The organism is Lewinella cohaerens DSM 23179, assembly GCF_000379805.1.
In the GTDB taxonomy this organism is placed as follows: Bacteria; Bacteroidota; Bacteroidia; order Chitinophagales; family Saprospiraceae; genus Lewinella; species Lewinella cohaerens.
Map to the genome: position 1 here is coordinate 26,129 of NZ_KB903536.1, position 24,668 is coordinate 50,796.

The following is a 24,668-nucleotide window of genomic DNA, read 5'->3' on the forward strand; positions in this document are numbered from 1 at the left end:
CAAGCTATCCATCCCCCGATGGTAGCCTGCCCGTCTGCTAAATAATTACGTCGTTTTTACTGCACAATAATCCTTTGGGCCGGAACCAGGCGGCCGTTTGCGTCGATCGCTTGCAGATAGTACAGCCCTGCCGGAAGTTGAGCAGGAATTTCTACCGTGCATTGCTTGCCTTGGGTATTTACTTTGGGAACGCTGATCATTTGGCCTTGCTGGTTCAGCAAGCGTATTGAGCCTGCTGTTAATTCCTGATCAATTTGCACTCGTAAGGTACCACCACATGGTACTGGATTAGGAGAAACACTAAGCCGAGCAGTGCTCAATTCGCGGGTACTGGAGACCAAATCAGCTGCCCGTGGACGATAAATAAAATCCTCTGCACCGTCTGCTCCAAAATTTATACGCACCACAGGTAACTCCATACCGGGTGCTAGAAAGACAAACACCTGATCGGTGGAAACCATTCCCTGGCTTACCCCGAAAGGTGCCGTTAAGTTAGGTGGTGCCACCATACCTGCCACAAAGAAACTGTCAATTGCCATACCGTCTATTTGAACGAGTAGTACATCAATCGGCGGAGAAGGACTCTGATCTTCTAGAGGGATAATCACCTGACCATAACCAATCACAGTGTGGCTTTCGCTGTAGTAACGGCGAGATTCAACAGGCGCATTGGTAAGTCCAAAAGCAGCAACGCTTAAAGAGAGATTCGTCCGTTCAATGCGGTTAGCTTCGTAAGTATCCTGGTAGGTCATCGGAAATGACAACAGATTTATCCGGCCTTCGTAAGTGAAAGTGTCTGCTAAAAACAGGAAGGTATCATCAGGGTTACCCGTAATCGTCGTAAGTGGGTAGCTGGTCTCTTCAATCAATCGGCCTACGTCATAGAAGCCTTCCTCATCAACCCCCTCATAATGTATTGCTTCGGCTTCAAATGCCTGGAACTTAAGATAACCTGTTCCACTGCTGTATGCTTGGGTAAAAATAGGACTGTCTTGCTCATCAGTAGCGTAGGTAACCCGCGGAAAGTCTAAATCAACATCAGAGTAATCCCACACCTGAGCGGCTCCACCCGTGGGGGGGGCTTATTCCAGCCGTCACGCCAAAATAGAGGCTATCCGTATATGCTGCGGGAGGCGTTGAATTTTCAGCAGTGAGGATAATTTGTGCGCCGGCTGTTGTCCATAATACAACCAGAAAAAATAGTGTCAGTGTAATAGTACTTAATTGCATGGTATTGCTTTTTGATAATAATTAAAGGTGTCACACGGTACTTTTCCGTGCTTGCCCCAAAGGTGTAAGCAAAACCAAGCGGGGTGTTATTAAAAACCAGCCGACTCGTATCAATTTCCGGAAAGGGGTAAGAATTTTGGGACATTTATATAAAAAACAGGTCATTTATACTACAAGCTCCCCGGCGTTTGTCCGAATTTTTCGCGGAAGCACTTCACAAAATAAGCGGTACTGCTAAAGCCCGTAGCTATCGCGACCTCAGACACATTTCCTTCTTGCCGTTGAAGCATCAGGAGCGCTTTTTGTAATCGATAGTTTCGAATAAATGGATTAGCCGACAAATCGGTAAGCGCACTGAGTTTGCGATTCAGGTGCCGACGGCTCATACCAACCTCCTCTGCTAATACATCTACGCCAAACTGTTCATTATCGAGGTGGGTGTCAAGAATTGAGTATACTTTCTCCAGGAAAGCACGATCTGTTGCGTTTAACTGAGGATCAATGCCAGCTTGTTCTGTGGGTTCGGTACGCTGCTGACGTAACTGCTGACGGGAAGCGATGAGATTGCGGACGCGCAGCTGGAGTTCTTTGGTATCAAAGGGTTTGAGTAAATAATCATCAGCACCTTCTTCCAGGCCATGTAGTTTCTCTTCGCGTGCTGCTTTGGCCGTCAATAATATTAAAGGTATATGACTGGTGCGTTGATCATTTTTCAAGGTACGGCATACCTCGTAGCCATTTTTCTTGGGCATCATCACATCGCTGATAATGAGGTCGGGCTGGTGTTCCAGAGCTTTATCGATACCATCCTGCCCATCAACCGCTTCTAACAGACGATAATGCTGAAGTAAGTTCTGTTTGATATAAAAGCGCACATCCTCGTGGTCTTCAATAATCAAAACCAAGGGAGTGGTACTGGTATGGCGATCAATAGGCAAATAGGAAGGCGCCCCCACTACTGACGGCACCTGCTCTTTTTCAGGAAAAACAAACGATGCCGATGCTGCTGCCACCCCTTCATTCGATTCACTTTTATTCAAAGGAAAACGGAGCCGGAAAGAAGTTCTTTTGTTTTGAATACTGCGTACCGTGATTGTTCCGCCATGCAAATTGACCAGCTCTTTTACCAAAGTCAGGCCTATTCCTGTACCGGGAACGTCTTCCGTTTTAGCCTCATCCGCTTGAAAGAAACGATTAAAAATATGGGACAATTGATCAGCAGGGATTCCCCGCCCGGTATCTTTTACAAGTACTGTTACCCAGTCCTCTTTTACAGTGAGTAGTACTGCTACCTCCTCAGAGGTTTTGGTAAATTTGAACGCATTGGATAACAGGTTATTAAATATTTGTTCAATTTTATTGGGATCTACCCAAAGGTTCAACTCATCTACTTCACTCGCAAAATTCAGGCGTACACCTTTTTGTTCTGCCAATGATTCGAAAGACATAACAATCCCTTTCACTAAAGCAGGAAAATTAACCTCTTGCAAATCCAATGTCATTTTACCAGCTTCCAGTTTGGAGAGGTCCAGTATTTGATTGATTAAGCTCAGCAAGCGCTCTGCGTTCCGGTGCATCATCCCCATAAGTTTACGATCTTCGGCTTGCGCCTGCTTCTCCTTTAACTGATTCAGTGGGCCCATGATCAAGGTGAGGGGGGTGCGAAATTCGTGCGAGATATTCGCAAAAAAGCGGGATTTGAGCTGATCGAGTTCTTGAAAGCGGTCTTTTTCCCTACGGATACTGTCGATTCGGGTAAACAGATCATAGAATAGTACAGCCGCAAATATCATCGTGCCCAACTGAAAGAAACTAAAAGCACTTCCAGCATCAGGGGCCGTTGTGTTTATTTCTAGCAAATGAAAGATAGAAGCGACAAAAAGAATCATGACCGTTCGCAACAACATCTTCCCTTTTGGTTCTCCACGCCAGGCGGCAACGACAACGGGTAGAAAGCATAAGACGACCCAAAACAAGAGCATTATATTATGGTAGATCACCGACATATTATGATCCATTAAAAAAGGAGCCAGGAGAGAATAAGCCTCCATAGTAGCAATAAAGATCAAGGCAATACCTACATACCGTCGGTAACGCTGCCTTAAGTCCAGGTAATTAATAATAAAAAGACTGGAGCAAAAAACAATCCCTAAAATGGCCCATCTCAAAAACAAAAATTCCTGGTAAGGAAAACAAGCAAGTAAAAATGCATCTGACACTCGGCTTGTGATAATAAAATAACATCCAAAGCTAAGCATCAGTCCCGCAAAATAAAGGAATATACGATCCCAAAACAAGCGGTACATATACAGGCTCAATAGGCAGAAAAGCACCATAAAACCCAGATAGAAAGACTGCCAAGCATAGCTTCCTACGATGTACTTATTGATTGGTGCAGTCGGTTGAATGCTGAATGCCATATTTAAGTATTCCCCCATCTCTGGTACACGAACCCGAATGCGCAACCACAAATACTTCGTCTCTCCGGGAAAAAGGCCAATAGCAGCCATGTTCTTGATGTGAGAAGGATGTTTGTTCCAAATGGACACTCCTTCACCCGTAATTTGCAAGTTCACTACCTCATCACCAACAACCGTATAAGTCCACAAGGAATCAATACTCCACAGTCCAACAATAAACTCATTACGAAAAACATTGCTTTGATTACTTAACGCTACACTCGTCCAGAGATAGTAAATGGTGTCGGGAATTTCCACTTGCCGCGGATCAACAGCCACCAGGCTGGAATCGGCCAATACATCCGCTATGGTAAGCTCACCCGTAGAATCAATAATAAAACGTAAATCCCGATCAAATAGCACACTTTGCTCCTTGTCCTCTTCGTAGGTATACTGCTGGATTTGCCCCTGAGCCAGAGGAAATGCAACGAAAAAAAATAAGAGGATAAGTACGGTAATTCTCATGAATATAGCAGGTGCTTCAGACTACAAATCAAATAGCTTTTCAATACAAGAAACTCTAAGTTAACTTTAAAAATGAGTACTCCATATTGGAAAAGCAAATAATAATTACAAAACAGCACGTTCCTGGAAGAGGCTTATATTTACTCAAATAACCGAGCATTTGACAATGTAATTAAACCCAGTGTCTTAGGCACTAAATGTTCGTGCAAAAACGTGGCTTGGGCTTCAGCCCGAGCGTGAAGATGACGCTCGGGCTGAAGCCCAAGCTACGGTTAGTCAGTGCCATAGGCACCAGTAAACTGCAACTTCGTCGAGATAAAACGAATAAAAATCAATCATGCTGAAAAAAACACACATTCCAGCGCAGGATTTTCTTCGCTTAGCTGTCTTAGCAATGCTGTAAGCAGCATTAGGAGGTGTTATGTTTGCTTCTTAAATAAAATTCTATTTCTTAAATGACAAATATGAAAAACCATTTATTCTACCTTTTCTTCTTGTTTTGTACTAACAGCTTCGCCCAAGAATTCTATAACATGGAAAACATCCAGACCATAGAAATCACTTTTGAACAAAGTAACTGGGATCAATTACTCGACGCCGAATACGCCGGAAGCGGCGATTACATTATGGCGCAAAGCGTCAGCGTAAACGGTGAAGTCTTCGACAGCGTAGGCGTAAAATACAAAGGCAACAGCACCTACAGCGCCAACCAGGCGAAGAACCCTTTCCACATTGAACTGGACACTTACAAAGACCAGGAATATGATGGTTATACCGATATCAAACTCAGTAATGTTGCTAAAGATCCTTCCTTCCTGCGCGAAGTATTGTCTTACCAAATTATTAGACAATACATGGATGCGCCGCTTTCCAACTATGCCAATGTCTACGTTAATGGAACCTTGATTGGCCTTTACAGCAACTCAGAATCTATTTCCAAGAAATTTGTCAACAGCAGATTTTATTCTAAAAAAAATACCTTCATCAAGTGTAATCCTCCCGGCGGTGCAGGGCCACAATCCAACAACCTCCCCAACCTTGAATACCTCGGCCAAGACAGTACCGACTACTACGATGCTTACGAGCTAAAGTCTGATGATGGCTGGCAGGAATTGATCGACTTGTGCGACACGCTCTCCAATGAGATTGATGCTATTGACCAAATTCTAGACGTTGACCGTGCCCTATGGATGCTGGCGCTGAACAACGTACTCGTCAACCTCGACAGTTACATTGGTGCTTTCGCCCAAAACTATTACCTCTATCGTACCGACTACGGCCAGTTTGTGCCTGTCATCTGGGATTTGAACGAATCCTTCGGTCGGTTCTCTATGACAGGGAGCGGCAACCTCAACAATACTACGGCTAAGCAACAAATGAGCCACTTACTCAACCAGAACGATTCCGACTTTCCGTTAGTGCAAAAGTTGTTGAGCGTACCGATGTACAAACGCATGTACATCGCGCACTGCAAAACCATTCTTGAAGAAAATTTCGAAAACGGCTCTTATGAGGCTACGGCTGAAACACTGCACAATACCATTGATGCGGCAGTGCAGGCAGATAACTATAAGTTTTTCACCTACGCCAACTTCCTCACCAACATCTACAACGACATCAATGGCGGTCCTGGACCTGGTGGTGGAGCGACACCCGGCATTACCAACTTGATGGATGGCAGAGCAGCCTACCTTTTAGGCTTATCAGACTTTAACCAAGTGACACCAGCGATCTCCGATATTACTGTATCTGACCCTACGCCGGTTGTCAATACTCCCGTTACCCTTTCGGCCTTTGTAGCGGACGAAAATGCCGTATTTGTGGGTTACCGCAGTGAATTTGGTGCACCATTCACCCGTATTGAGATGTACGATGATGGCCTCCACAATGATGGCGCTGCCAACGATGGCACCTATGCGGTAGAACTCCCCATCAACAATACGTTTGTACAGTACTACCTCTACGCTGAGAATGACAATGCAGGTATTTTCTCCCCTCAAAGAGCAGAGCATGAGTACCACAGCCTGACGGCAACCACCTCTAATCCTATGATAGAGGATTTGGTGATCAATGAATTTATGGCCTCCAATGATATTACTGCCGCTGACCAGGATGGTGAGTTTGACGATTGGGTAGAGCTGTACAACAACAGCGACGAAGGAATCAGCCTCGACGGTTATTTCCTTTCCGACGATGCCGATGACCTCATGAAGTGGGAATTCCCTAGCGGTACTTCCATTGCTGGCAACGGCTACCTCATCATCTGGGCAGATGACGACGAAGACCAGGAAGGCTTGCATACCAGCTTCAAACTATCTGCTGCTGCAGAAGCTGTTCTCCTCGTGGCCCCTGATGGTACCATTGTTGATGAAGTAACTTATATCGACCAAGTAACGGATGTCTCTTACGGACGATACCCTAACGGCACCGGTGAATTTCAATCCATGAGTCCCACCTTCAATGCCGAAAACACAGGAACGACTGCCACCACTGATGCCTTTGCCAACCAGCAAGCAATTAAGGTCTACCCTAATCCCGCTAACGATAGCTTTACCCTAAGCGTTGACGGAGAAACCGAAGAGAAGCAAATTGTAATGATCTACAACCTCAATGGTACCAAAGTATACCAAGGCATGGTTCGGCAAAGCACTCAAATAGATGTTTCTTACTGGCCTGTAGGGCTTTACATTGTAAAAATCGGGAATGCCGTTACCAAGGTGGTGGTAGAATAAAGAACACAAAAGACCACTCAGTATTCCCAATACAGACAATCAATTTCATAGAGAAGGCGGCCTCGAATAGGTCGCCTTTTCTATTTTTCTAGGTTCATATCTAAACGTGCTACTGCTAATCCGTCATAAAAAGCAATCAAAAACCATTAGTTATACAAATGCTATTCATTAAAAGTATATATAATAATTTATGATCAAAAAGACAGACCTTTGCGTTGTCAAGGTGATTAAACTGCATGAAACTTGAGAAATCATTCTCTTATTACATCATAAAGCAAATGCATAAATCGATGAACAAACGTATAAGTTCTTCCTTCCTTCCCTTAATTGTTAGCCTGGGTCTTCTGGTTACGGTGATCCAATTGTCGCTTGCTAACAATCGGTTATTTTTACCTCAATTGCTGGTTTCAGGTACTATCATTTTAATTCTTGTGGGTATGAAGACAATATCTTCTTCCAAGTTATCTGACTAATCCTTTACGGAGCATTCCTTTTCCAGGAATGCTCCGCTCCCCCTCCTACTTCATTGTGTTCTTCATCGGCAATAGCTTGCCTGTAACCCTTTATGTCTGTTATGGATTTACATCTACTGATTGACAACTTAAGCAACCCTGCACTCCTGTTTTTCTTCCTGGGTATTTTAGCGACTCAACTCAAAAGTGACTTGGAAATACCGGAAGGTTCCTCCAAATTCATTTCACTTTACCTTTTGTTATCCATTGGTTTCAAGGGAGGTCAGGAACTCTCTCACAGCCAGTTGGACATGGAAATTTTCTGGTCAATTGCAGCAGGAATTTTACTTGCGATTATCGTCCCACTGTATACTTTTTTCTTGCTTCGGCGCAAGTTCAATGTCTACAATTCAGGTGCTATTGCCGCTTCTTACGGATCCGTGAGTGCGGTGACTTTCGTGACGGCGATCTCTTTTCTGGAAATGGAGCAGATTCCTTTTGGTGGCCATATGGTGGCTGTGATGGCTTTGATGGAGGCCCCATCTATCATTGTGGGGGTACTACTCATTGCTATTTACAATAAAGAGCGTACGGAGAAGCCTGCCCTGGGCAAGATTGTTCGCCATGCAGTCACCAATGGGAGTGTGCTGCTGATTCTTGGCAGCCTGGCTATCGGCCTCCTGGCCAGCGAGCAACAAGCCGAAGGGATCAAGCCTTTTACAACCGACATTTTCAAAGGATTTCTTGCGGTATTTCTCCTGGACATGGGAATTACCAGTGGCAAGAAAATTGCTGCGTTTATCAAGAAAGGGTGGTTTGCTTTTGCTTTCGCCATTGTCATTCCGCTGTTCAATGGTTGTATCGTAGCACTGGCCAGTGATACCTTTAGCGACAGTACAGGCAACCGTTTCTTGCTGTCGATATTGGCTGCTAGTGCTTCGTATATCGCTGTCCCCGCAGCCATGCGACTAGCAGCCCCCAAGGCTAACCCCAGTCTGTATCTGCCTATGGCACTGGCCATTACCTTCCCCTTTAACATTACACTGGGTATGCCGCTTTACCTTTATTTGATTCAACTGGGAGGAGGAGTAGTGTAGTTTTTCAAGAGCAGAGTGACCCAACGACTGGGTACGGTAGGGGTACTTCAAAAGAGTACCCTCAGTAAGGCACAGCAATATGATTTTTGACTTATTTTGAGCACGCTCCAAAAAAAAATCCAAAAACCGGGCTAAAGCCCAATTTACGCTTATTTTGAGCACGCTTTAAACAAGTCACGATCAAACTACAAGTGCCATGTCCAACGTTTCGATAAGCTCTGAAAAACCCAAGCTCAGTTTTTGGCAAATCTGGAACATGAGTTTCGGGTTCCTGGGGATTCAATTTGGTTTTGCTTTGCAAAACGCCAACGTAAGTCGAATTTTTGAAACCCTGGGCGCTTCCAAAGATGCACTGCCGATATTGTGGCTTGCCGCACCGGTAACTGGCTTATTGGTGCAACCCATCATTGGTTATTACAGTGATCGAACCTGGCATAAAAAATGGGGACGACGACGGCCCTTCTTTGCTGTGGGAGCCATATTAGCAACCATCGCATTGTTCCTCATGCCCAATTCTACGGCCCTTTGGATGGCCGTGATTATGCTCTGGCTGATGGATGCTTCTATCAATATCAGTATGGAACCGTTTCGGGCCTTTGTAGGTGATATGCTCCCCAATGAACAACGGACCAGTGGTTTTGCCATGCAAAGTTTCTTCATTGGCCTGGGGGCCGTTATCGCTTCTGCACTCCCTTGGATGTTTACCAACTGGTTTGGCGTAAGCAACGTGACGACAGACGGCATGATTCCCGACTCGGTGCGTTGGTCTTTCTACCTGGGTGGTGTTGCTTATTTCACCGCAGTGATGTGGACGGTATTCAACACCGAAGAATACCCACCCGATGACCTGGAAAAACTAAGGGAAGAAAATGCAAAGGTTGGTATCTGGGGCGGTTTAATCGAATCCTTCCTCGGTATCTTCAAGATGCCCAAAACCATGGTGCAGCTGTCGCTGGTACAATTCTTCAGCTGGTTTGCGCTTTTTGCCATGTGGATTTATACGACTTCAGCGGTTACCAGTCATGTTTATGGCACGGATGACCCTACATCTGCCCTTTACAATGAGGGCGCCGACTGGGTAGGTATCTGCTTTGCCATCTACAATGGTATTGCGGCAATCGTCGCCTTTCTATTACCCGTTCTGGCTAAGCGGATCACTCGCCGAATGACCCACTTGGTAGCCTTATTCTGTGGTGGCATTGGTCTTTTCTCCATTTATTTCATTACTGACCCCAACATGCTGCTCGTCTCTATGATTGGAGTGGGTATTGCCTGGGCCAGTATTTTGTCTATGCCTTACGCCATGCTTTCAAGCATACTTCCCGCCAATAAGATGGGGTATTACATGGGTGTTTTCAATTTCTTCATTGTCATCCCTCAAATTGTAGCTGCTGGAATCTTAGGCTTTATGCTCAAGTCTTTCTTTGGGAATGTTTCCGTCTATGCACTCATTATCGGTGGCGTTTCTATGATGGTAGCAGGGTTGCTTTGCTTGGTGGTGGAGGACAAGGAATAAGACCAGCGGTGCTCGTGCCGATTCTCAGGACTCATGGTAGTGCTCGCTTCGCTCACGGTTTTCAAAATTACTTGTAGGAGAGTTACTTCTCTCAAGGAAGAACCAATGACGAAAGCCCCCGCTCGTGTAACGAGTACCTCCGCGAACGTAGTGAGCACAACCGTTCGTGAAACGAACACCTCCGCGAGTAAAACAAGCCCCCCACACCCTCCCAGGCAGCGCTCAATCATTGGTCTTACGTTTTAGAAGGAATAAGCCCTACTTTTAAACAATGAAAGCTATCTCCCTCCTTCTCGCACTCCCACTACTCCTAGCTGCCCAGCAATCGGAGTATACTTACGTTTTTCAAATTACTGCCGATGAGGCACAAACGCTTTATCAATACCAAGGGGAAGATTTATACAGCGATCCGTTTCTCTATCAAATGGTTGACTCTTTTGAAAACAGCATTCCTGTACTGGCTACCGGCCATTACTTGCTCGTCAAGGCTGCCAATGAAGGACTGAATATCCAGCAACACAGTGTCCATCAATACGGGGTGCAACAAATTGCCGATGGCAATTATCTTCGTATAGGGGTACGCAACACCCATGGCATGGTAGCCCCTGATGGCCGCTTACTTTTTGACGAAGAACTCATCCCATGGCAAGCATCCATACAAAGCTACCGTACTAAACGGCCACGCGAAAATGGCTGGCTACGTATCGAGATGCCGGGAGATACGCTTTTCTACCAAGTTGCTTACAACAAGATTAAACCCCAGCGGCGGCGCTTTTTACGCACGCCAATTGGCTATTTCATCAGCACGCCTTACCGTTTTGCAAAAAACACCTATCGCTACTTTAAGCGAGGGATTGGTCGCGGCAACTGGCACCTCAACTGGCGACGCATCTGGCCATTCCCTAAAAAAGATCGTACCCTCAAAGGTTATATCGCCCTCAGTCAGCCACGCTACCGGCCAGGCGACACGCTGCGACTAAAAACCTACCTGACCAAACGCAATGGCCGCCCCTTCAGAAAACCGATTCAACTGACTATGAACGGGTACAGGTACCAACAAGTGATCAACAGAGAACTCCAACCTGATCGCGCTGGCGCTTTTACCACCGAAATTGTGCTGGCTGATTCCCTGAAACTCGACCAGACCTATAGCCTCTACTTTTCCGTACTGGGCAAAAACAAATATGGCCGAAAATCGGCCTCTTTCCATTTGGAAGACTATCAGCTGGATGCAGCCACTTTTGAATTAGACCTTTCGCAAAAACAATACCGTCCTGACGAACCCATCCTGATTACCGCCAGCGGGCAAGACAAAAACGGCAATCCACTTCCCGGCGCAGCAGTGGAGCTGGTGGCATTGCGGCAGCACGTCACGGATATTGAACCGGATTCACTGATGATTCCTGATACGCTATGGACTTTCCAGCAAGACCTCAGCCTGCGAGAGGATACCAAAATCAGGTTCCCCGACAGCTTGCTTTACCCTGCAAATATGGGGATAAAAATAGAAGCCTTCTTTTCTACAGCTGGTGGAGAAGCAGCGCAAAAAAACACTAGCTTCTTTTACCATTATCAATCAGGAAAGCTGGCTCATTCCCTTCAAAGAGGACAGTGGAAATTCACCTATGAGGAAGCCGACAGTAGCATTAGCCAAACCGCTACCTTGAAAACCCAACACAGCATACCGCCTTTTTCAACGACCCAAACCATTACCCTGCCCCATCAGGAAAAACTTGATCCTTTTATAACCAACTACCTGCTGGAGACCAGCAAAAATCTTCGTTATTCCGTTAATCCAAGTCAAGAAGCGAGTGGTGTAGAAATACTGGGACAACATACAGGTGACTCCTTACTGCTTCATGTCGCCAACCCACATGGCCTCAACATCACTTACCAGCTTTACGAAGGGTCCAAACATATTGCGGAAGGCAGCCTACGGCAAGACAGCCTTCTTGAGATATCCGCGCAGGCCAAGAAAAAATATCAAATAGATATTCAGTACACTTGGGCTGGGGCTCCACGAACAAAATCACAAACATTCCAATCTTTTGCCCGCCAGCTACAGTTTAGCGCCGACCTTCCAGATAAAATTATTCCTGGCCAGACCGTGCAGGTAAAAATTCAGGCCACCGACCAGAAAGACCGACCCGCCAAAGGTGTGGAGATGGTCGCCGGCGCTGTCAATGCCCAGTTCAACTCATTGCAAAACCTCTCGCCGCCGCAGGTGACCTACAAGGTTCGCAAAGGCTACAAGCAACGGCATCAGTTTAGTTTACACGCAGTTAGCAACCAACATATAACTTCCATTAGTCCGCATTGGTACCAGCGCTTTGCACTTGACACCATGCTCTATTACAAAATCCGTTATCCGGAGCGAGGGATTTTCGAGCAGCAGGATACTATCCTCGCCGATTCCTTTTACCTCCAAAACCCGCAGATCAGCCCCTATTTGGTGGAAAACCACAAGTTGCAGCCGATCTATTTGATTTATCTCAACCGCGAATTAGTCTACAGTCACTATAGTCAAGACGATCGTCCTTATGCCTTCAATGCCCGTCCTGGCTACAACCAAATCCGTATTCGCACCCTCGATGCCGAATACCGGATCGACAGTGTATTCGTAAAAGCAGGGCATAAGCTAAGTTTAGCGCTTGACGCCAAAAACTTTGGCGTTCATCCTGTTTATGGTTCCCGCATTAAGCGAACAACGACCAAGAAATACCTCAGTCCAGGAGAAAAAGATTTGCTCAATCTGAAAATGATCCGCATCAGGAAAGAGGAGAGGCAATCTATTAGTTATCTCTACTCAGATAGTACCCAAATCTATCAGTGGAACAATCCTTACTCCAATGCCAACGCTAAAGTGATTGGCCCAGTGCCTGCTAATCAGCACCTCACCTATCTGCAACGTGATGGTCTGAAAAACCGTTTCTTTTACGAACCTGGCTACATTTACGAAATCAGAGCTAATCGAGAACGACTTTACAGCACCCCCTTCCTCCTTACCAAAAATCAGTACGACTTACCAGCGGCACTCCCCCACCCTCCGGTAGATCAGATTGCCCTACGACCGTCGGATATCGTGGAGGTTTCGCCAAAACGCAAAAAGATTATTTTCCGAAAAGGTTGGAACTCCTCTTTGGATGGCGGCCACTTGCAAATCCTTTATGGGCAGGAAAATGATTCTACCCTTGTAGCCGTAAGTCTGCAAAACGTCAATGGCGAATACAGCATTTACCGGCCTACTGACCGTTATTTCGCTCGATTGCCACAAGGTTATTACGAGCTTACGCTGATTACCCCAACGGGGAATACCGCACAACGAAAATGTTGGATTTATCCGCACCAATTGCAAGTACTGGATTTTCGCGGCATTGCTTTCGAGCAAGACACCAGCTTCGATCTTTTCAAAGAACTGTACACTTATGAATTAGTGAAGCCTAGTTTTTTGACTTATCAAAGCCAGGGGAGCACCCCGCCGGCCAATAATAGATATCAAGACGTGGGCTACCTGGCTCAAGGTACTTTAACGGATGATAACGGTGAACCGCTCATGTTTGCCAACGTTTTGCTGGCTGGTACAAATATCGGTACTATGACCGATATTAATGGAAGATATGCCATATGGGTACCTGATGCCAATGCTATTCTCCAGTTTTCATATTTAGGTTACAGTACTCAGCAAGTTAAAGCTGGTGATATTGGAGAACAACTTACTCTTAGTGATTCAGGCATGGCCCTGGACGAAGTTGTCGTAACGAGCTACCGTGTACCCTTGGTTGAGCAAGACAATACCACCCAAGGAGCAACCCTTACGTCGGACCAAATCCAACGTTTGCCCACCCGCAACATCAATGCCTTGGCCGCAACAACGGCAGGGATAAGTGTTGCCGATAGTGATCAAATCAACGTTCGTGGCAGCCGTGATGCTGCTACTAGTTACTATGTAGATGGTGTCCGTGTAAGTGCCACCGTACCCGGTGCGGAACTTCTACTCAGCGGCAGCGGCCTGCGCACCGAGTTTCGCGACTACGGCTTCTGGGTAACGGACCTCATCACAGACAACAAAGGCGAGGCCTACTTTCAAGTCACTTTCCCGGATGATATCACCCAATGGAAAACCTTCGTTCTGGGCATGGACGACCGCAAACGGGCTGGAGCTTGGTATGGTGAAACGGCAGCTTTCAAGCCCGTGCTGGCACAGCTGTACCTGCCGCGTTTTTTACTCCCCGGCGATCAGATAGAACTCGTAGGCAGTAGTGTTAATTACACCAACGACACCTTCCAAATCAGTACCCAACTAGAGGTCGAAGGCGTATCACTACTAAAAGAAGAACACCAACTTGTCGACGGTATTACCGACGAGGTTAGCTATACCGCGCAAGAAGGTAGAGATAGCCTTACGGCCAAATATACCCTCCAAACTGGCAACTACCAGGATGGCGAAGAACGTTCCATCCCTATTTTTAAAGTGGGGACAGAAGAAACCATTGGCGCTTTCCACCGCTTACAGGGGGACACCACCATTGAGCTAAGTTTCCCTCCGGAAGACGGGCCGGTCACCATCTACGCCCAACCGGATATGCTGCATGTGATGCTGGAGGAGATTGAAGCACTCATCCATTACCCTTACGGTTGTAATGAGCAAAGCGCCAGTCGTTTGCTGGCTTTGCTGATGTATAAAGAAATCCAGGAAGCTATTGGCCAACCCTTCACCGAAGAGGAAGCTATTCAGAAAATGGTCGCACTCTTGCGGCAACGCCAGCGGCCAGATGGCTCCTGGGGTTGGTGGGGCGGCAGTCCTCAGAATCAGTGGATGACCATCTACGTGGTACGTGCCCTGCACGCCGCCAAGGAGGCTGGCTATGAAACGGAGGCCCTCGAAAAAGGCTTGATTTTCTTGACCAATCAGTTGAGTAGCCTGCGGGGCACTTCCCGTTTGGAAGCCATTGCTTTGTTTTCCGAAATAGGGCAAAACATGGATTATGAGGCGCTGTTGACACCTTATGATACGCTGCCCTACCTCAATTGGACAACGCTGACTACCACCTTGATCAAGGCCCAACAAGGACTCCCATTTCAGTTGGACACTTTGGCCAAATACCGCCAGGAGACCCTCTTTGGTGGACATTACTGGGGGCAAGAAGGCTACGGTTTTTATCAAAATTACCATCAATACAATTTGCTGGCCTACCGCACGTATCGTGCAGCGGGCGAAACCGAAGCACTGGCTCCCATTCGGCAGTTCTTTCTTGAACAACGGCATCGCAGCCCGGGCTATCACTGGCGAGCAGGTTACCGCAACACCTTTGAGGCTGCCCTCATCCTAAGGACGATCATTCCGGACTTACTTGAAAATCACCAGCAGGACAGCGCCCTCAATTTCAAACAGCAAGTCGTCATCCAAGGGCAAGAAAACATCGTTTGGGATACCTTTCCTAAGCAAGTGACCATTGATGCTGGCCAAGCTATTCGCATCCAAAAAACGGGGATAGGGCAAACCTTCCTCACCGCCTACCAGCAGCGTTGGAACCCACAACCCGAACGGGTGGAAGGGCCTTTTGTGGTGACCAGTAGCCTTTGGCAGGGAAATAAAGCAACGGACCAACTAGCGCAAAGCCGGCCCGCCTTCCTAAAAGTGGAGTTAACCGTCGAAAACGCGACCGACTACCTCCTTTTGGAAGTGCCCATTCCGGCAGGTTGCTCTTATGGCAGCAAGCAACGCAGCCGTGGCTATACGGAAACCTACCGCGAATACCTACGCAATAAAGTCGCCATTTTCTGTGAGCACCTCGAACCCGGCGAGTATAGCTATTACATAGAGCTAGAGCCTAGGTTTACTGGCCAATTTCAGTTGAATCCGGCGAAAGCGGAGCAGATGTACTTCCCTGTTTTTTATGGGCGGGAAGGGATGAAGCGCGTGGGGATTGAGTGATTGTGGTGGGTTTGGCCGCGGATCGGCCTACGCTGAGACAATACAAACAGCATTTTTCGAAAAATCTATTATAAATGCAATCTCGATTAAAACAATGTATGTAAATGGAAATTAAAGAAGGTACAGTATTAAAACGTTTTGACATGAAGACATTTTTGGTTCAAATCAATAATGAAGAGGTTATATCTGGAATGGATTTTAAATTAATAATAAATGGCTATCGAGTAATCGTAGGAGACAAAATATATGTGAAAGGTGCAAGAATTATGGGACCAAGGGAAATGATGTTATATAATTTGCGATGGTCTAGCAAGCATTCACCAATATCTCCAGAAGATTACAAAAGGCGTTTTAAGGAGAAGAAAGAAGATAGTCCGAGTTGACCGCATTTAGAACCAATCAATCTTGCCTGAATGGAGGGAGCTTTTGACTTGGATGTTGGGGAGAAGTTTGCTCCTTGGTGTCGGGGGCGTATTATTTTTTCTAATCAAAGCAAAATCCATGTCCTCTGCTCGGGCGGAGGTGTCCGAAGGACGGAGGTGGGATGCCATTCGCGGCTAGGGCCTCGAGCACTAGGGCACCTCTTCAATTTTGAGGAGGGAGCTTTTGAGTTGGATATTGGTTTGCAGGCCTTTTAGACCTACCGTTGGGACACATCTAAACTATACAGGCTTCCCGACCTCTTGGTCTTCTGACCAGCGTAAAATGGGCTAATATTGATTGCTGGTCAGGGGACCAGCGGGATATTACATGTTAGTTTGGAAACTAACATGAGCAGGCCCTAGCTTTTGAATTGGATGTTAATGTGCAGGCCTTTAGGCCGAAGCGTGTTTTTTTTTCGCCCCTTTTACGTCACTCCTTCCTCGCGAGGAAGGAGCCGGAGGATGGAGCCCAAGTCTAACCCAGTGCGCAGGCCAGCAGGCCGGAGCTCGGGGCCCGGAGGGCGCAAGGCCAAGGGATAGAGGGCAGCGATAGCAACCGAAAGCCCAGTGCCGTAGTGGCGTTGGCATAGCAACGCCACTACCGGCATGGCCCCAAAACATCTTAAGCAATAGAAGAATTACCTTCCGTTAATAATAACGGTACCGACGCACCCGCGCCAGGTGCTTGGCCAGGCGAACGACCTGACAGGTATAGCCGTACTCGTTATCGTACCAAACGTAGAGCACAATATTGCGGCCATCGGCAGAAACAATGGTGGATGGGGCATCTACTACCGAGCAGCAGGTGGTCCCCACGGCATTGCTGGACACATACTCGGTGGAGGAAGAATACTGTATTTGTTCTACCAAAGCTCCTTCCAGCGCAGCTTCCTTGAGGAAGTTGTTGACTGCTTCCACCGTCGTTTCCTGTTTTAGTTGCAGGTTCAATACGGCGAGTGATACATTGGGCGTGGGTACGCGAATGGCGTTGCCGGTGAGCTTGCCCGCCAGCTTTGGCAATACCTTGGCTACCGCGGTAGCAGCACCGGTAGAGGTCAACACCATGTTTACGGGTGCTCCCCTACCCCGGCGAGGCTTCTTATGAAAGTTGTCCAGCAGGTTTTGATCGTTGGTGTAGGAGTGGATCGTCTCGATGTGGCCTTGCTCGATGCCCAATTGCCTTTCCAATACATCAAGTACTGGCGCGATGGCATTGGTCGTACAGGAAGCCGCACTGAAGATTTGTCTTTTTGAGAAATCCTCCGGTTCATTGACGCCGTAAACGATATTGGGCACATCGCCTTTGGCGGGAGCGGTGAGCAAGACTTGTGCGACCCCAGGCCGAAGATGGCTGCTCAGTTCCTTATCATCTCTCCAAACACCCGTGTTGTCGATAACGAGCGCATCTTGGATGCCGTATTTGGTATAATCGACTTCAGCGGGTGATCCGGCGTAGATCAGTTGGATGTGGTTGCCGTTTACGATCAACTCACTACCGTCGGGGCTTACTTCCACCAAGCCGTGAAACTCGCCGTGTATAGAATCAGATTCCAGTAGGGAAGCGCGTTTTGTTGCTTCTTCAAAGCGATCTGCTAATTTTGGGCGAATCACAATCGCCTTTAGTCGCAGCTGTTCGCCCCGGCCGGTGGACATGATGATTCGGCGGGCAACCAAGCGGCCGATACGACCAAAACCGTACAGTACAATGTCGCGGCCATCCTCGTTCAGGGGAGCGGCGCCTCGTAGGTGACTCATCTTATCGCCGACAAAATCCGCCAGGTCGTTATAGTTACCCGCTTCGGCTTGCCATTCCAGCCCCAATTTGCCTAAATCAATGCGGGCAGCTGGCAGGTCTTCCAGGTCGCGGATAGCTTTGGCCAGTGCTAGCGTACCAGTAATATGAAGCGCCTCTGCTGAGTAATTTTCCGCAAAACGGTGATCATTGAGCAGGGCACTTGGCCGGGCATCGTAGATATCCTCACGGAACAATACCAACTCGATGGCACGATCAAAGCGTAGATCGCCAACGATCTGTAAGAGTTCCAGCGCTTGTTTTTCTTCCTGACGCCATGCTTCCAATGCAGCATCAACACGTACTGCCTGCGGAGCTTTTTCAACTAACATGTGGTGGTCATTTTAAGGTTACTCTACCACAACTTTACGGCTGGCGCTTTGGTCATCAGTTACAATGGTTAGGAAATAAACGCCTGCTGTCAGTGGTGGTGTAATTTGGTTTTTCCAGGTAAAAGTGCCGGGCTGAACATCCTGAATGGTGTCCGTTATGACAACTTTCCCCTCAATATCGCGCAAAGATACGCTTACTGCTGTGGATTTCCTGACGTTTAGCTGAATAGTGAACGTTCCTGTCGTAGGATTTGGGAAAACCTTCAAATTGAGGTCTCCATCCGTTATTTTCGCTGTAGAAGTATTGATCTTCTTAATGAGCTTCAGGCGGTAGATCACATTGTTAGCCACACTTTGGGTACCATCGTTGATCCAAAAAATATTAGGAGCACTACTACTGATACCGCCAAAGATGTAACCAAGTTCTACGGTATCGGCAGTGAGTTGGTCCATCTGCAAAACACCATTTTCGTACATCGGCAAATCTGGCAAAGCAATAAACTCAGCACCGGAACCTAACAACGCTGGCATCTCTTCCGCTAGCTTGTACTCCGTCATGGTGCCGTCGGCTGTTCGGCTTACGCGTGCAATGGTATTCACAAAAGGCACATTATCGTCTTGCATCAGGTTATCGCCCTCTTGGTAATATTGGGCCATACCGCCAAAAAAAACCGTGTGCATCTCATTGGTCGAAGCTGCGTACAAGGAAACGTGAGCACAATGATAGTGATTGAAGTACTGTTCAAAATTCTCCTGAAGCTGATACCCGTCGGAAGTAATATTGACACTACTGAGAAAAGGTAAATCCTGCACATACTGAAATACGCCGGAAAAAAGGGTTAGCCCTTGCGAACCATCTGGCATTACCTGCGCAGCCAAGTTATAATCACGGCGGTGCAAATTAACCGTATCGGTTAAAGGCTCAAGCATTGTAATCGTCAGGTCTTCTCCATCGTCTGACAGTTGGAAACGGCGAATCTGGTTGGTGTATTCCTGAAAGAAGCCAGGACCGTGATCCGGGCCATGAGGATTATAGCGGCCAATAAACTTTTGCCCACCTACCAGGTAATAAGTATCCTCAATTTTATTCAACTGCCCACCAGTTACCGCAAAATCTGCTACCGCCTCTTGGCGGACATGAGGATTCAAATCGGTATTGGTCTTGATGGCTGCTATGATACCTGGTACATCAATCGCCGTAATTTGGCCAAAGGTAGTATGATCATTCTCCAGGTTGCTATAGCCATAACCTCCCAGCACGTAGAGGTAGTCTCCCTCCTGGTAAAACTCCATATTGGTAGACCGTAATTGCTCTTGAACAACAGCAGGCAGCGTCTCCAAACTGGCAACCCAGCGCTGCTGCTGCACGGGATCTACAACAATCAGTTGGTCATTGTGTCCGGCAAGGTCAAAAGAGGCAAAAGGCTGCCGGCGGTGCAAGCCATCCAAGCGGCCACCAACAATCAGCCATTGCCCATCGTGCTGGCCGTATGCATAGGATTGAATACCGCCAAGGTTGTCTATCGTAATGGGCTCTAATGCTACCGCGTAATTAAAGGATTGCCCGACAAGTATACTGCTTAGCGCGATGGCCAAGGCAAAGGTGAATAGAATACGCATGATTTGGTTAGTCTTAAATTTCAATAAAAGGGTTTCTGCCTACCAAGCTTCTCCGTGTTGCTCTTCGAAGTGCTCCGGAAACCAAGCTGGTACGGGTAAGTCATTGTCATAGATAAACGCTGCCAACTGCTGCACCTCCGCTAATGGCAAGGGGACCGGAGGCATCAACCCAAACCGGCGTACGGGGCCACGCATTACCGCATTTTCCTTGGTGGGAGTTACCGTAAACGTGGCCAATCGCTGCATAAAAACATTGCGATCGGGATACAATTGCTGGTACTTGTTTTTAATGCCCGCCAAGGGTGGGGCCAGCATATCATCATGGGAAGTCGACTCGGGATTGTGGCAGGAATAACAATGCTGCTTCAATAGGCGCGCACCTTCTTCTTCCGATAATGGGGTAATTTGCTCCAGGTCGGCCAATGTTTCAGCCGTAAGTACTTCTTCCTTGTTGGCAGGTTCCGATTGGCAGGAAAAAGTTATGCCCATAAGGAAAAGAGCTATTGCAAGTAAGCTTGTAGTATTGCCAACCTTACCCCAAATAGCCCGCTGCGAGGTCATTAATTGAGCAATTATTTTTTGCATTATCAATGGGTGTTGATTCAACGCCAAAGATCAGCCCTTTCCTATTAGTAGTTTGTGTTCTAAATCACAGTACCAGCCAATAATTCAACTTCAGCACCAATGCCCGGTTCTTAGGGCCCCATACCTCCACAGCGTAGTTGTCGGTATATACCAAAAACAGCCACGACAAAGGCCGAAACTGCCATTGCAGGCGGCTGTTAATATTGAAATTATCGTCCTGGGTATTGTATTGTACGAAAGTGCTCCAAAAGAGGTTTTTAGAAAAATTCACCTCTGCTCGTGGGCCAATCAACCACAACTCCCGTTCTCCGTAATTTTCAGGAAACTTTAATCGGTTGTATTCTGCTGAGAATGTAAAATTGCCCCACGGTTGTATCCTGTATTGTGCTCTCGCCCCCAACAAAATACGCTCGCCATTGTAAAATCCACCGGCCTCTGCCCGGATACTGTACCCCAATCGCTTTCGTTGGTCAGAAGAATAATTTATGCCATAATCGAAATAATGGTAACGCCCAGCCGGTAACGGATCGTCCTCTGTAAAATCAAAAGGGTACAGTAAATCCGTAGTAAAGCTTGTTCCACCTACTACAAAACGAGAAGAATTGGGAAATTCTAACTCTGCAATGAAACTCGTCGTTCGTTCATTCAAGCTGTAATCATCATTCAAAAAGAAAGCGTTTTCCAACTGCAAGTTCAGGTTCTGCAACCAATCTGCCTCTGGCAACAAGGTGAATCTTAGAGGAGTATAAAGAATCTTGTATCCTCTTCGGATCGTTGTATCTCTAAAGGCATCATAATTCTCCAGGCGATTCACAAAACCCACGTCGGCAAAATAGTTCTCCCCTACAGATACGTAGTCGACCAAAAGGTTGAAATTTGCCCCCGTATACAAGCCCCCCATGTTATAAAAGGTGTGCTCCTCTTTCACCCCTTCCCGAAAAGCCCGGTGATACCCCGTCCAGGCTTCCCAACTGCCATCAGCACTTTGATAATTAAATTCCAAGTCAGCATTGCGGTTGTAATCAGTGGTACTAAACTCACCATCCACAAAAGCTTGCCGGTTGGTAAACATCCCCCTAATGGTAGAGCGCTCCAATACCCGATGAGAGAACGCTGCCGTTACATAATTTTGGCCGGCCTGTATGTCGTTAGCCTTTGTTTGTACTCCCAGCACTCCTATCCGCAAATCGTCGGTCACGTTGCCCGTCAGGCGCGCACCAAAGGTGATGGGCACCGCTTGACCATCTTCATCCAAACCAATACGTCGACTAAAAAAGGGCCGCGCCGGAGGAATGCCAAAACTGGCAAACAGATCGCTGTTCTCTAAAAAGAAATTCCGGCGCTCCGGAAAAAACAAGCTAAACCGGGTCAGGTTAGTCTGCTGCACATCTACATCTACCTGACTAAAATCGGGGTTCACCGTAAGGTCTAGATTGAGCGAGGGGCTCAGTGCTATCTTGGCATCTACGCCTGCCTGTCCTACAAAATCCTCCAAATTTCCAGGGTCCTCCGCTTCCTTATCTTCCTGATAAGCGCCCGACAGGTAAGGTATTATGGCTACATTACCTTTCGCCACAGGTGGCGCAGCATCCCATAGCAGCTTACCAGAGTAGCCCTGGTCAATTCCCCAAAATTGGCGTGGAATCGGTGCCCACACATGAAACTGGTTACGCTTGGGGTCGTTTCTTAAAAAATTTATTCCCCACTCGGTCTTACCTGCTTCGTAGCGCAAGGTCTTAAAGGGAATAGCCATCTCTACCGTCCAGCGATCTTCATATTGCTGGGTCTCCACAAACCAGATATTGTCCCAGTTATTGTTCCAGTTGCCATCGCCACTTCCTCCGCCCAGCAGTGCTTCCATCTGCACGCCCAGCGGGTTTACCCCAAACATAAAAGCATTCGTAGCCTCGTTTATCGGGTCTAGCGTAATGGCTATAGCGTCACTATCCCAATAACCGGCGTCCCGCTTTAAAGTCTGAATAATATGGTTTTGACTGGTATCGTAACAAACAAATCCTACGTACAGAAACTGCTCATCGTAAGTCAATCGAGCTTCCGTTTTCACACTGGCCTTTACATCATCGCGCGGGTCTTTCTCCCAGAAACCATCTGCTACCGCTGCCTGCTGCCAGGAAGCTTCCGACAAATCCCCATCCAGATGAATCTCGTCGCTTGATCGTTGAATGCTGAGCTGGTGAGAAGATTGATTCGGGCGTTCGCTTTGTGCTTGCGCAAAAAATCCAAACAGACAGCCTAGCAAGGCCAAAAAATGACGATTCATGGAGGTGTAATTTGCGTTTCTTCGGTTAGGCCCCCTTCCAAAGTTCATGTAAAGTTGGCCCGAGAGCCACAACACAAAAACCTCCTTAGGAGTTCCGAAGCGCAAAGGTCGGAATTTATAGCTTAATCAGTCTCATTTCTATAATATTGCATCACCACCAGCCTATCGGCGGTGGCCAGGCTGTTCGCTCTTTCCGCTCCTTAAAATCGGGTTTGAAACCCGATTTTAAGGAGCGGAACCACTACCATCCTTTGCTGTTGCGTGCCTCCCGGCCCACCGAGCTCCGGGCCTTGCCCTGCGCGCTGTATATGGGGGTACAGAGGGCTAATCGTACCAGTGCGATCTACGGTTGGGACACATTTATGTGTTTTGACCTCGGCGAGGTTATAGATTGGTAGAACAATGTTTATCGGAATTAATACGGCCTCGGATGAGGTCGTATATCAATTTCTATTGGATGATGGGGAAGAACGAATCAAAGTGAAGGGCGACATTTCAGGGTAATTATTCCGCTCAATATGCTGAAAATGCCGTTCCTGGTGGGCAATCACAAATCGGAAACTATCCCCCAACTTCAGTCGTATCATTTTGCTCAATGAGGTAGGTACTCGGTGCCCTCCCAAATCTACTTGCCGGGCCCGTTGCAACAAGTACAACAACCGTTTTTGGAAACCCAAAAATGTTTCCAATTCAGCTTCTACCTCCAATTCACTGCTATGAGGTGGAATTGCGTTTGCTGGTGATTTCATTTTCACCTTGAGGGGTTGTTCCACTTCTGCCGGGCCAATAATCGTTGTGAAATAATTGCCCAACCAGCCACTATTGAAGGTTTCCTTGGAACTACTCTTTGCGCCATCCAGGCATTGCTCGATGACCTCCGTATAAAAGGTCGCATAAAAATTCAGATGATGCAGATGTTGTACAACACTCCAGCTACCTTCCGCCCCTGGGGCGCTTAGACGGGCTTCTCCGGTGGTGCGGAGCTGAGCAATAACATCAATTCCACGTCGTACGGTGACTTCCAGATCTTGTAATAATTTCTTACGATTAAATACAGGCATAGTTCCTTTTTTTGATTCTATCACAAATAACCCGCTATTTCAGAAGAAAAATCTTGAGGAATGTCATGATTTAAGAATTATGCAAAAGCGCTCACAGCTTCACACTCCCCAGCAGGCGGCTAAAAGTTGCCGGATCAATACCTAAGTAGGAGGCCAGGTATTTATGAGGAATTAAATTGAGTACATGAGGGCTGCGCTCTAAAAGGGCCCTGAACTTAGCTTCAGCGCCAGCCGTTTGCAGCTCGGCTTGCCGCAGCAATACCCCTTCAAAGGCAGAAGCTGCCAAGGCCAGCGACAATTGGTTCATCTCCGGAAAAGTCAGACACTGCTCCATAAAAGCATGATAAGGTATACGCAAGAAGCGACTCTCTGTCAGGGTTTCCAGATAAAAATGCGACGGATGCTGCCCCAAGAAAGAATCTGCTACGCCACTCAGCGATGGTGCATAGGTAAACACCAAGGTAGCCTCTTTGGCGCCATCTTCGGTTAAGAAAAATACCCGCTGAATACCGTCCAATACAAAATAAAGGTATCGCTCACGATCTCCCGCTGTAGTCAAAATCGTCCGTCGCTTAGCCGAAAAAGGCTGCCAAGCAGGCAAGCAGACATCCCAAACCTCTTCTCTAATCTTGACTGTTTGATTAAAAAAGGACTTTAACTGTTCTTTATCTGCATTAAGATCCATCTTA

Annotated in this window: 15 protein-coding genes; 5 read left to right on the forward strand and 10 right to left on the reverse strand. The window is 47.1% G+C overall.

The annotated features are described in order from the left end of the window. Positions 1-56 precede the first annotated feature (56 nt). From A3EU_RS0106815 to A3EU_RS32575, 3 genes are all read right to left on the reverse strand, one after another. Complete coding sequence (locus A3EU_RS0106815; protein ID WP_020535387.1) at positions 57-1,055, reverse strand: T9SS type A sorting domain-containing protein; 999 nt, start codon at positions 1,053-1,055, stop codon at positions 57-59. Further along, on the reverse strand, positions 1,039-1,230 hold the full coding sequence (locus tag A3EU_RS34185; protein ID WP_156825685.1) for a hypothetical protein: 192 nt from the start codon (positions 1,228-1,230) through the stop codon (positions 1,039-1,041). The genes A3EU_RS0106815 and A3EU_RS34185 overlap by 17 nt, the downstream gene beginning before the upstream one ends. Positions 1,231-1,400: 170 nt before the next feature. After that, positions 1,401-4,154 carry an ATP-binding protein gene (locus A3EU_RS32575; RefSeq protein ID WP_020535389.1) on the reverse strand — a complete coding sequence of 918 codons (2,754 nt, stop codon included), beginning with the start codon at positions 4,152-4,154 and terminating at the stop codon, positions 1,401-1,403. A 464-nt stretch (positions 4,155-4,618) separates the two neighbouring features. Here A3EU_RS32575 and A3EU_RS0106830 point away from each other — a divergent pair, with 464 nt between their 5' ends. The 5 genes from A3EU_RS0106830 to A3EU_RS0106850 all read left to right on the forward strand — a co-directional run bounded on the left by A3EU_RS0106830 (position 4,619) and on the right by A3EU_RS0106850 (position 16,269). Then, positions 4,619-6,886, forward strand: a complete 2,268-nt coding sequence (locus tag A3EU_RS0106830; RefSeq protein ID WP_156825686.1) for a CotH kinase family protein — start codon at positions 4,619-4,621, stop codon at positions 6,884-6,886. 574 nt (positions 6,887-7,460) lie between these two features. Continuing rightward, positions 7,461-8,435, forward strand: coding sequence for a sodium-dependent bicarbonate transport family permease (locus tag A3EU_RS0106835; RefSeq protein ID WP_020535391.1), 975 nt, complete (start codon positions 7,461-7,463; stop codon positions 8,433-8,435). A 196-nt stretch (positions 8,436-8,631) separates the two neighbouring features. After that, positions 8,632-9,951 (forward strand): MFS transporter, encoded by a 1,320-nt coding sequence (locus A3EU_RS0106840; RefSeq protein WP_020535392.1) that lies wholly within the window; start codon positions 8,632-8,634, stop codon positions 9,949-9,951. Positions 9,952-10,222: 271 nt separating this feature from the next. Beyond that, positions 10,223-15,886, forward strand: a complete 5,664-nt coding sequence (locus tag A3EU_RS0106845) for a carboxypeptidase-like regulatory domain-containing protein (protein ID WP_020535393.1) — start codon at positions 10,223-10,225, stop codon at positions 15,884-15,886. Positions 15,887-15,990: 104 nt separating this feature from the next. Beyond that, a complete protein-coding gene (locus tag A3EU_RS0106850; protein ID WP_020535394.1) occupies positions 15,991-16,269 on the forward strand; it encodes a hypothetical protein in 279 nt (92 codons plus the stop codon). A 464-nt stretch (positions 16,270-16,733) separates the two neighbouring features. Here A3EU_RS0106850 and A3EU_RS0106860 read toward each other — a convergent pair whose 3' ends face one another. From A3EU_RS0106860 to A3EU_RS0106890, 7 genes are all read right to left on the reverse strand, one after another. Further along, positions 16,734-16,916 carry a hypothetical protein gene (locus A3EU_RS0106860; protein WP_020535396.1) on the reverse strand — a complete coding sequence of 61 codons (183 nt, stop codon included), beginning with the start codon at positions 16,914-16,916 and terminating at the stop codon, positions 16,734-16,736. Positions 16,917-16,956: 40 nt separating this feature from the next. After that, complete coding sequence (locus A3EU_RS0106865; RefSeq protein ID WP_020535397.1) at positions 16,957-18,432, reverse strand: glyceraldehyde-3-phosphate dehydrogenase; 1,476 nt, start codon at positions 18,430-18,432, stop codon at positions 16,957-16,959. An 18-nt stretch (positions 18,433-18,450) separates the two neighbouring features. Continuing rightward, complete coding sequence (locus A3EU_RS0106870) at positions 18,451-20,052, reverse strand: T9SS type A sorting domain-containing protein (RefSeq protein WP_020535398.1); 1,602 nt, start codon at positions 20,050-20,052, stop codon at positions 18,451-18,453. A gap of 39 nt (positions 20,053-20,091) precedes the next feature. Continuing rightward, on the reverse strand, positions 20,092-20,637 hold the full coding sequence (locus tag A3EU_RS0106875; protein WP_044085545.1) for a c-type cytochrome: 546 nt from the start codon (positions 20,635-20,637) through the stop codon (positions 20,092-20,094). 64 nt (positions 20,638-20,701) lie between these two features. After that, positions 20,702-22,918 carry a carbohydrate binding family 9 domain-containing protein gene (locus A3EU_RS0106880; protein ID WP_020535400.1) on the reverse strand — a complete coding sequence of 739 codons (2,217 nt, stop codon included), beginning with the start codon at positions 22,916-22,918 and terminating at the stop codon, positions 20,702-20,704. Positions 22,919-23,361: 443 nt separating this feature from the next. Further along, positions 23,362-23,979, reverse strand: a complete 618-nt coding sequence (locus A3EU_RS29635; protein ID WP_020535401.1) for a DinB family protein — start codon at positions 23,977-23,979, stop codon at positions 23,362-23,364. 91 nt (positions 23,980-24,070) lie between these two features. After that, a complete protein-coding gene (locus A3EU_RS0106890; RefSeq protein WP_020535402.1) occupies positions 24,071-24,664 on the reverse strand; it encodes a Crp/Fnr family transcriptional regulator in 594 nt (197 codons plus the stop codon). Positions 24,665-24,668 lie beyond the last annotated feature (4 nt).

Excerpts from the sequence above, each read along its gene's own strand:
- A3EU_RS34185 (WP_156825685.1), bottom strand. The coding sequence starts at position 1,230 with ATGCAATTAAGTACTATTACACTGACACTATTTTTTCTGGTTGTATTA.
- A3EU_RS32575 (WP_020535389.1), bottom strand. The coding sequence starts at position 4,154 with ATGAGAATTACCGTACTTATCCTCTTATTTTTTTTCGTTGCATTTCCT.
- A3EU_RS0106830 (WP_156825686.1), top strand. The coding sequence starts at position 4,619 with ATGAAAAACCATTTATTCTACCTTTTCTTCTTGTTTTGTACTAACAGC.
- A3EU_RS0106835 (WP_020535391.1), top strand. The coding sequence starts at position 7,461 with ATGGATTTACATCTACTGATTGACAACTTAAGCAACCCTGCACTCCTG.
- A3EU_RS0106840 (WP_020535392.1), top strand. The coding sequence starts at position 8,632 with ATGTCCAACGTTTCGATAAGCTCTGAAAAACCCAAGCTCAGTTTTTGG.
- A3EU_RS0106845 (WP_020535393.1), top strand. The coding sequence starts at position 10,223 with ATGAAAGCTATCTCCCTCCTTCTCGCACTCCCACTACTCCTAGCTGCC.
- A3EU_RS0106850 (WP_020535394.1), top strand. The coding sequence starts at position 15,991 with ATGGAAATTAAAGAAGGTACAGTATTAAAACGTTTTGACATGAAGACA.
- A3EU_RS0106860 (WP_020535396.1), bottom strand. The coding sequence starts at position 16,916 with ATGCCGGTAGTGGCGTTGCTATGCCAACGCCACTACGGCACTGGGCTT.
- A3EU_RS0106865 (WP_020535397.1), bottom strand. The coding sequence starts at position 18,432 with ATGTTAGTTGAAAAAGCTCCGCAGGCAGTACGTGTTGATGCTGCATTG.
- A3EU_RS0106870 (WP_020535398.1), bottom strand. The coding sequence starts at position 20,052 with ATGCGTATTCTATTCACCTTTGCCTTGGCCATCGCGCTAAGCAGTATA.
- A3EU_RS0106875 (WP_044085545.1), bottom strand. The coding sequence starts at position 20,637 with ATGCAAAAAATAATTGCTCAATTAATGACCTCGCAGCGGGCTATTTGG.
- A3EU_RS0106880 (WP_020535400.1), bottom strand. The coding sequence starts at position 22,918 with ATGAATCGTCATTTTTTGGCCTTGCTAGGCTGTCTGTTTGGATTTTTT.
- A3EU_RS29635 (WP_020535401.1), bottom strand. The coding sequence starts at position 23,979 with ATGCCTGTATTTAATCGTAAGAAATTATTACAAGATCTGGAAGTCACC.
- A3EU_RS0106890 (WP_020535402.1), bottom strand. The coding sequence starts at position 24,664 with ATGGATCTTAATGCAGATAAAGAACAGTTAAAGTCCTTTTTTAATCAA.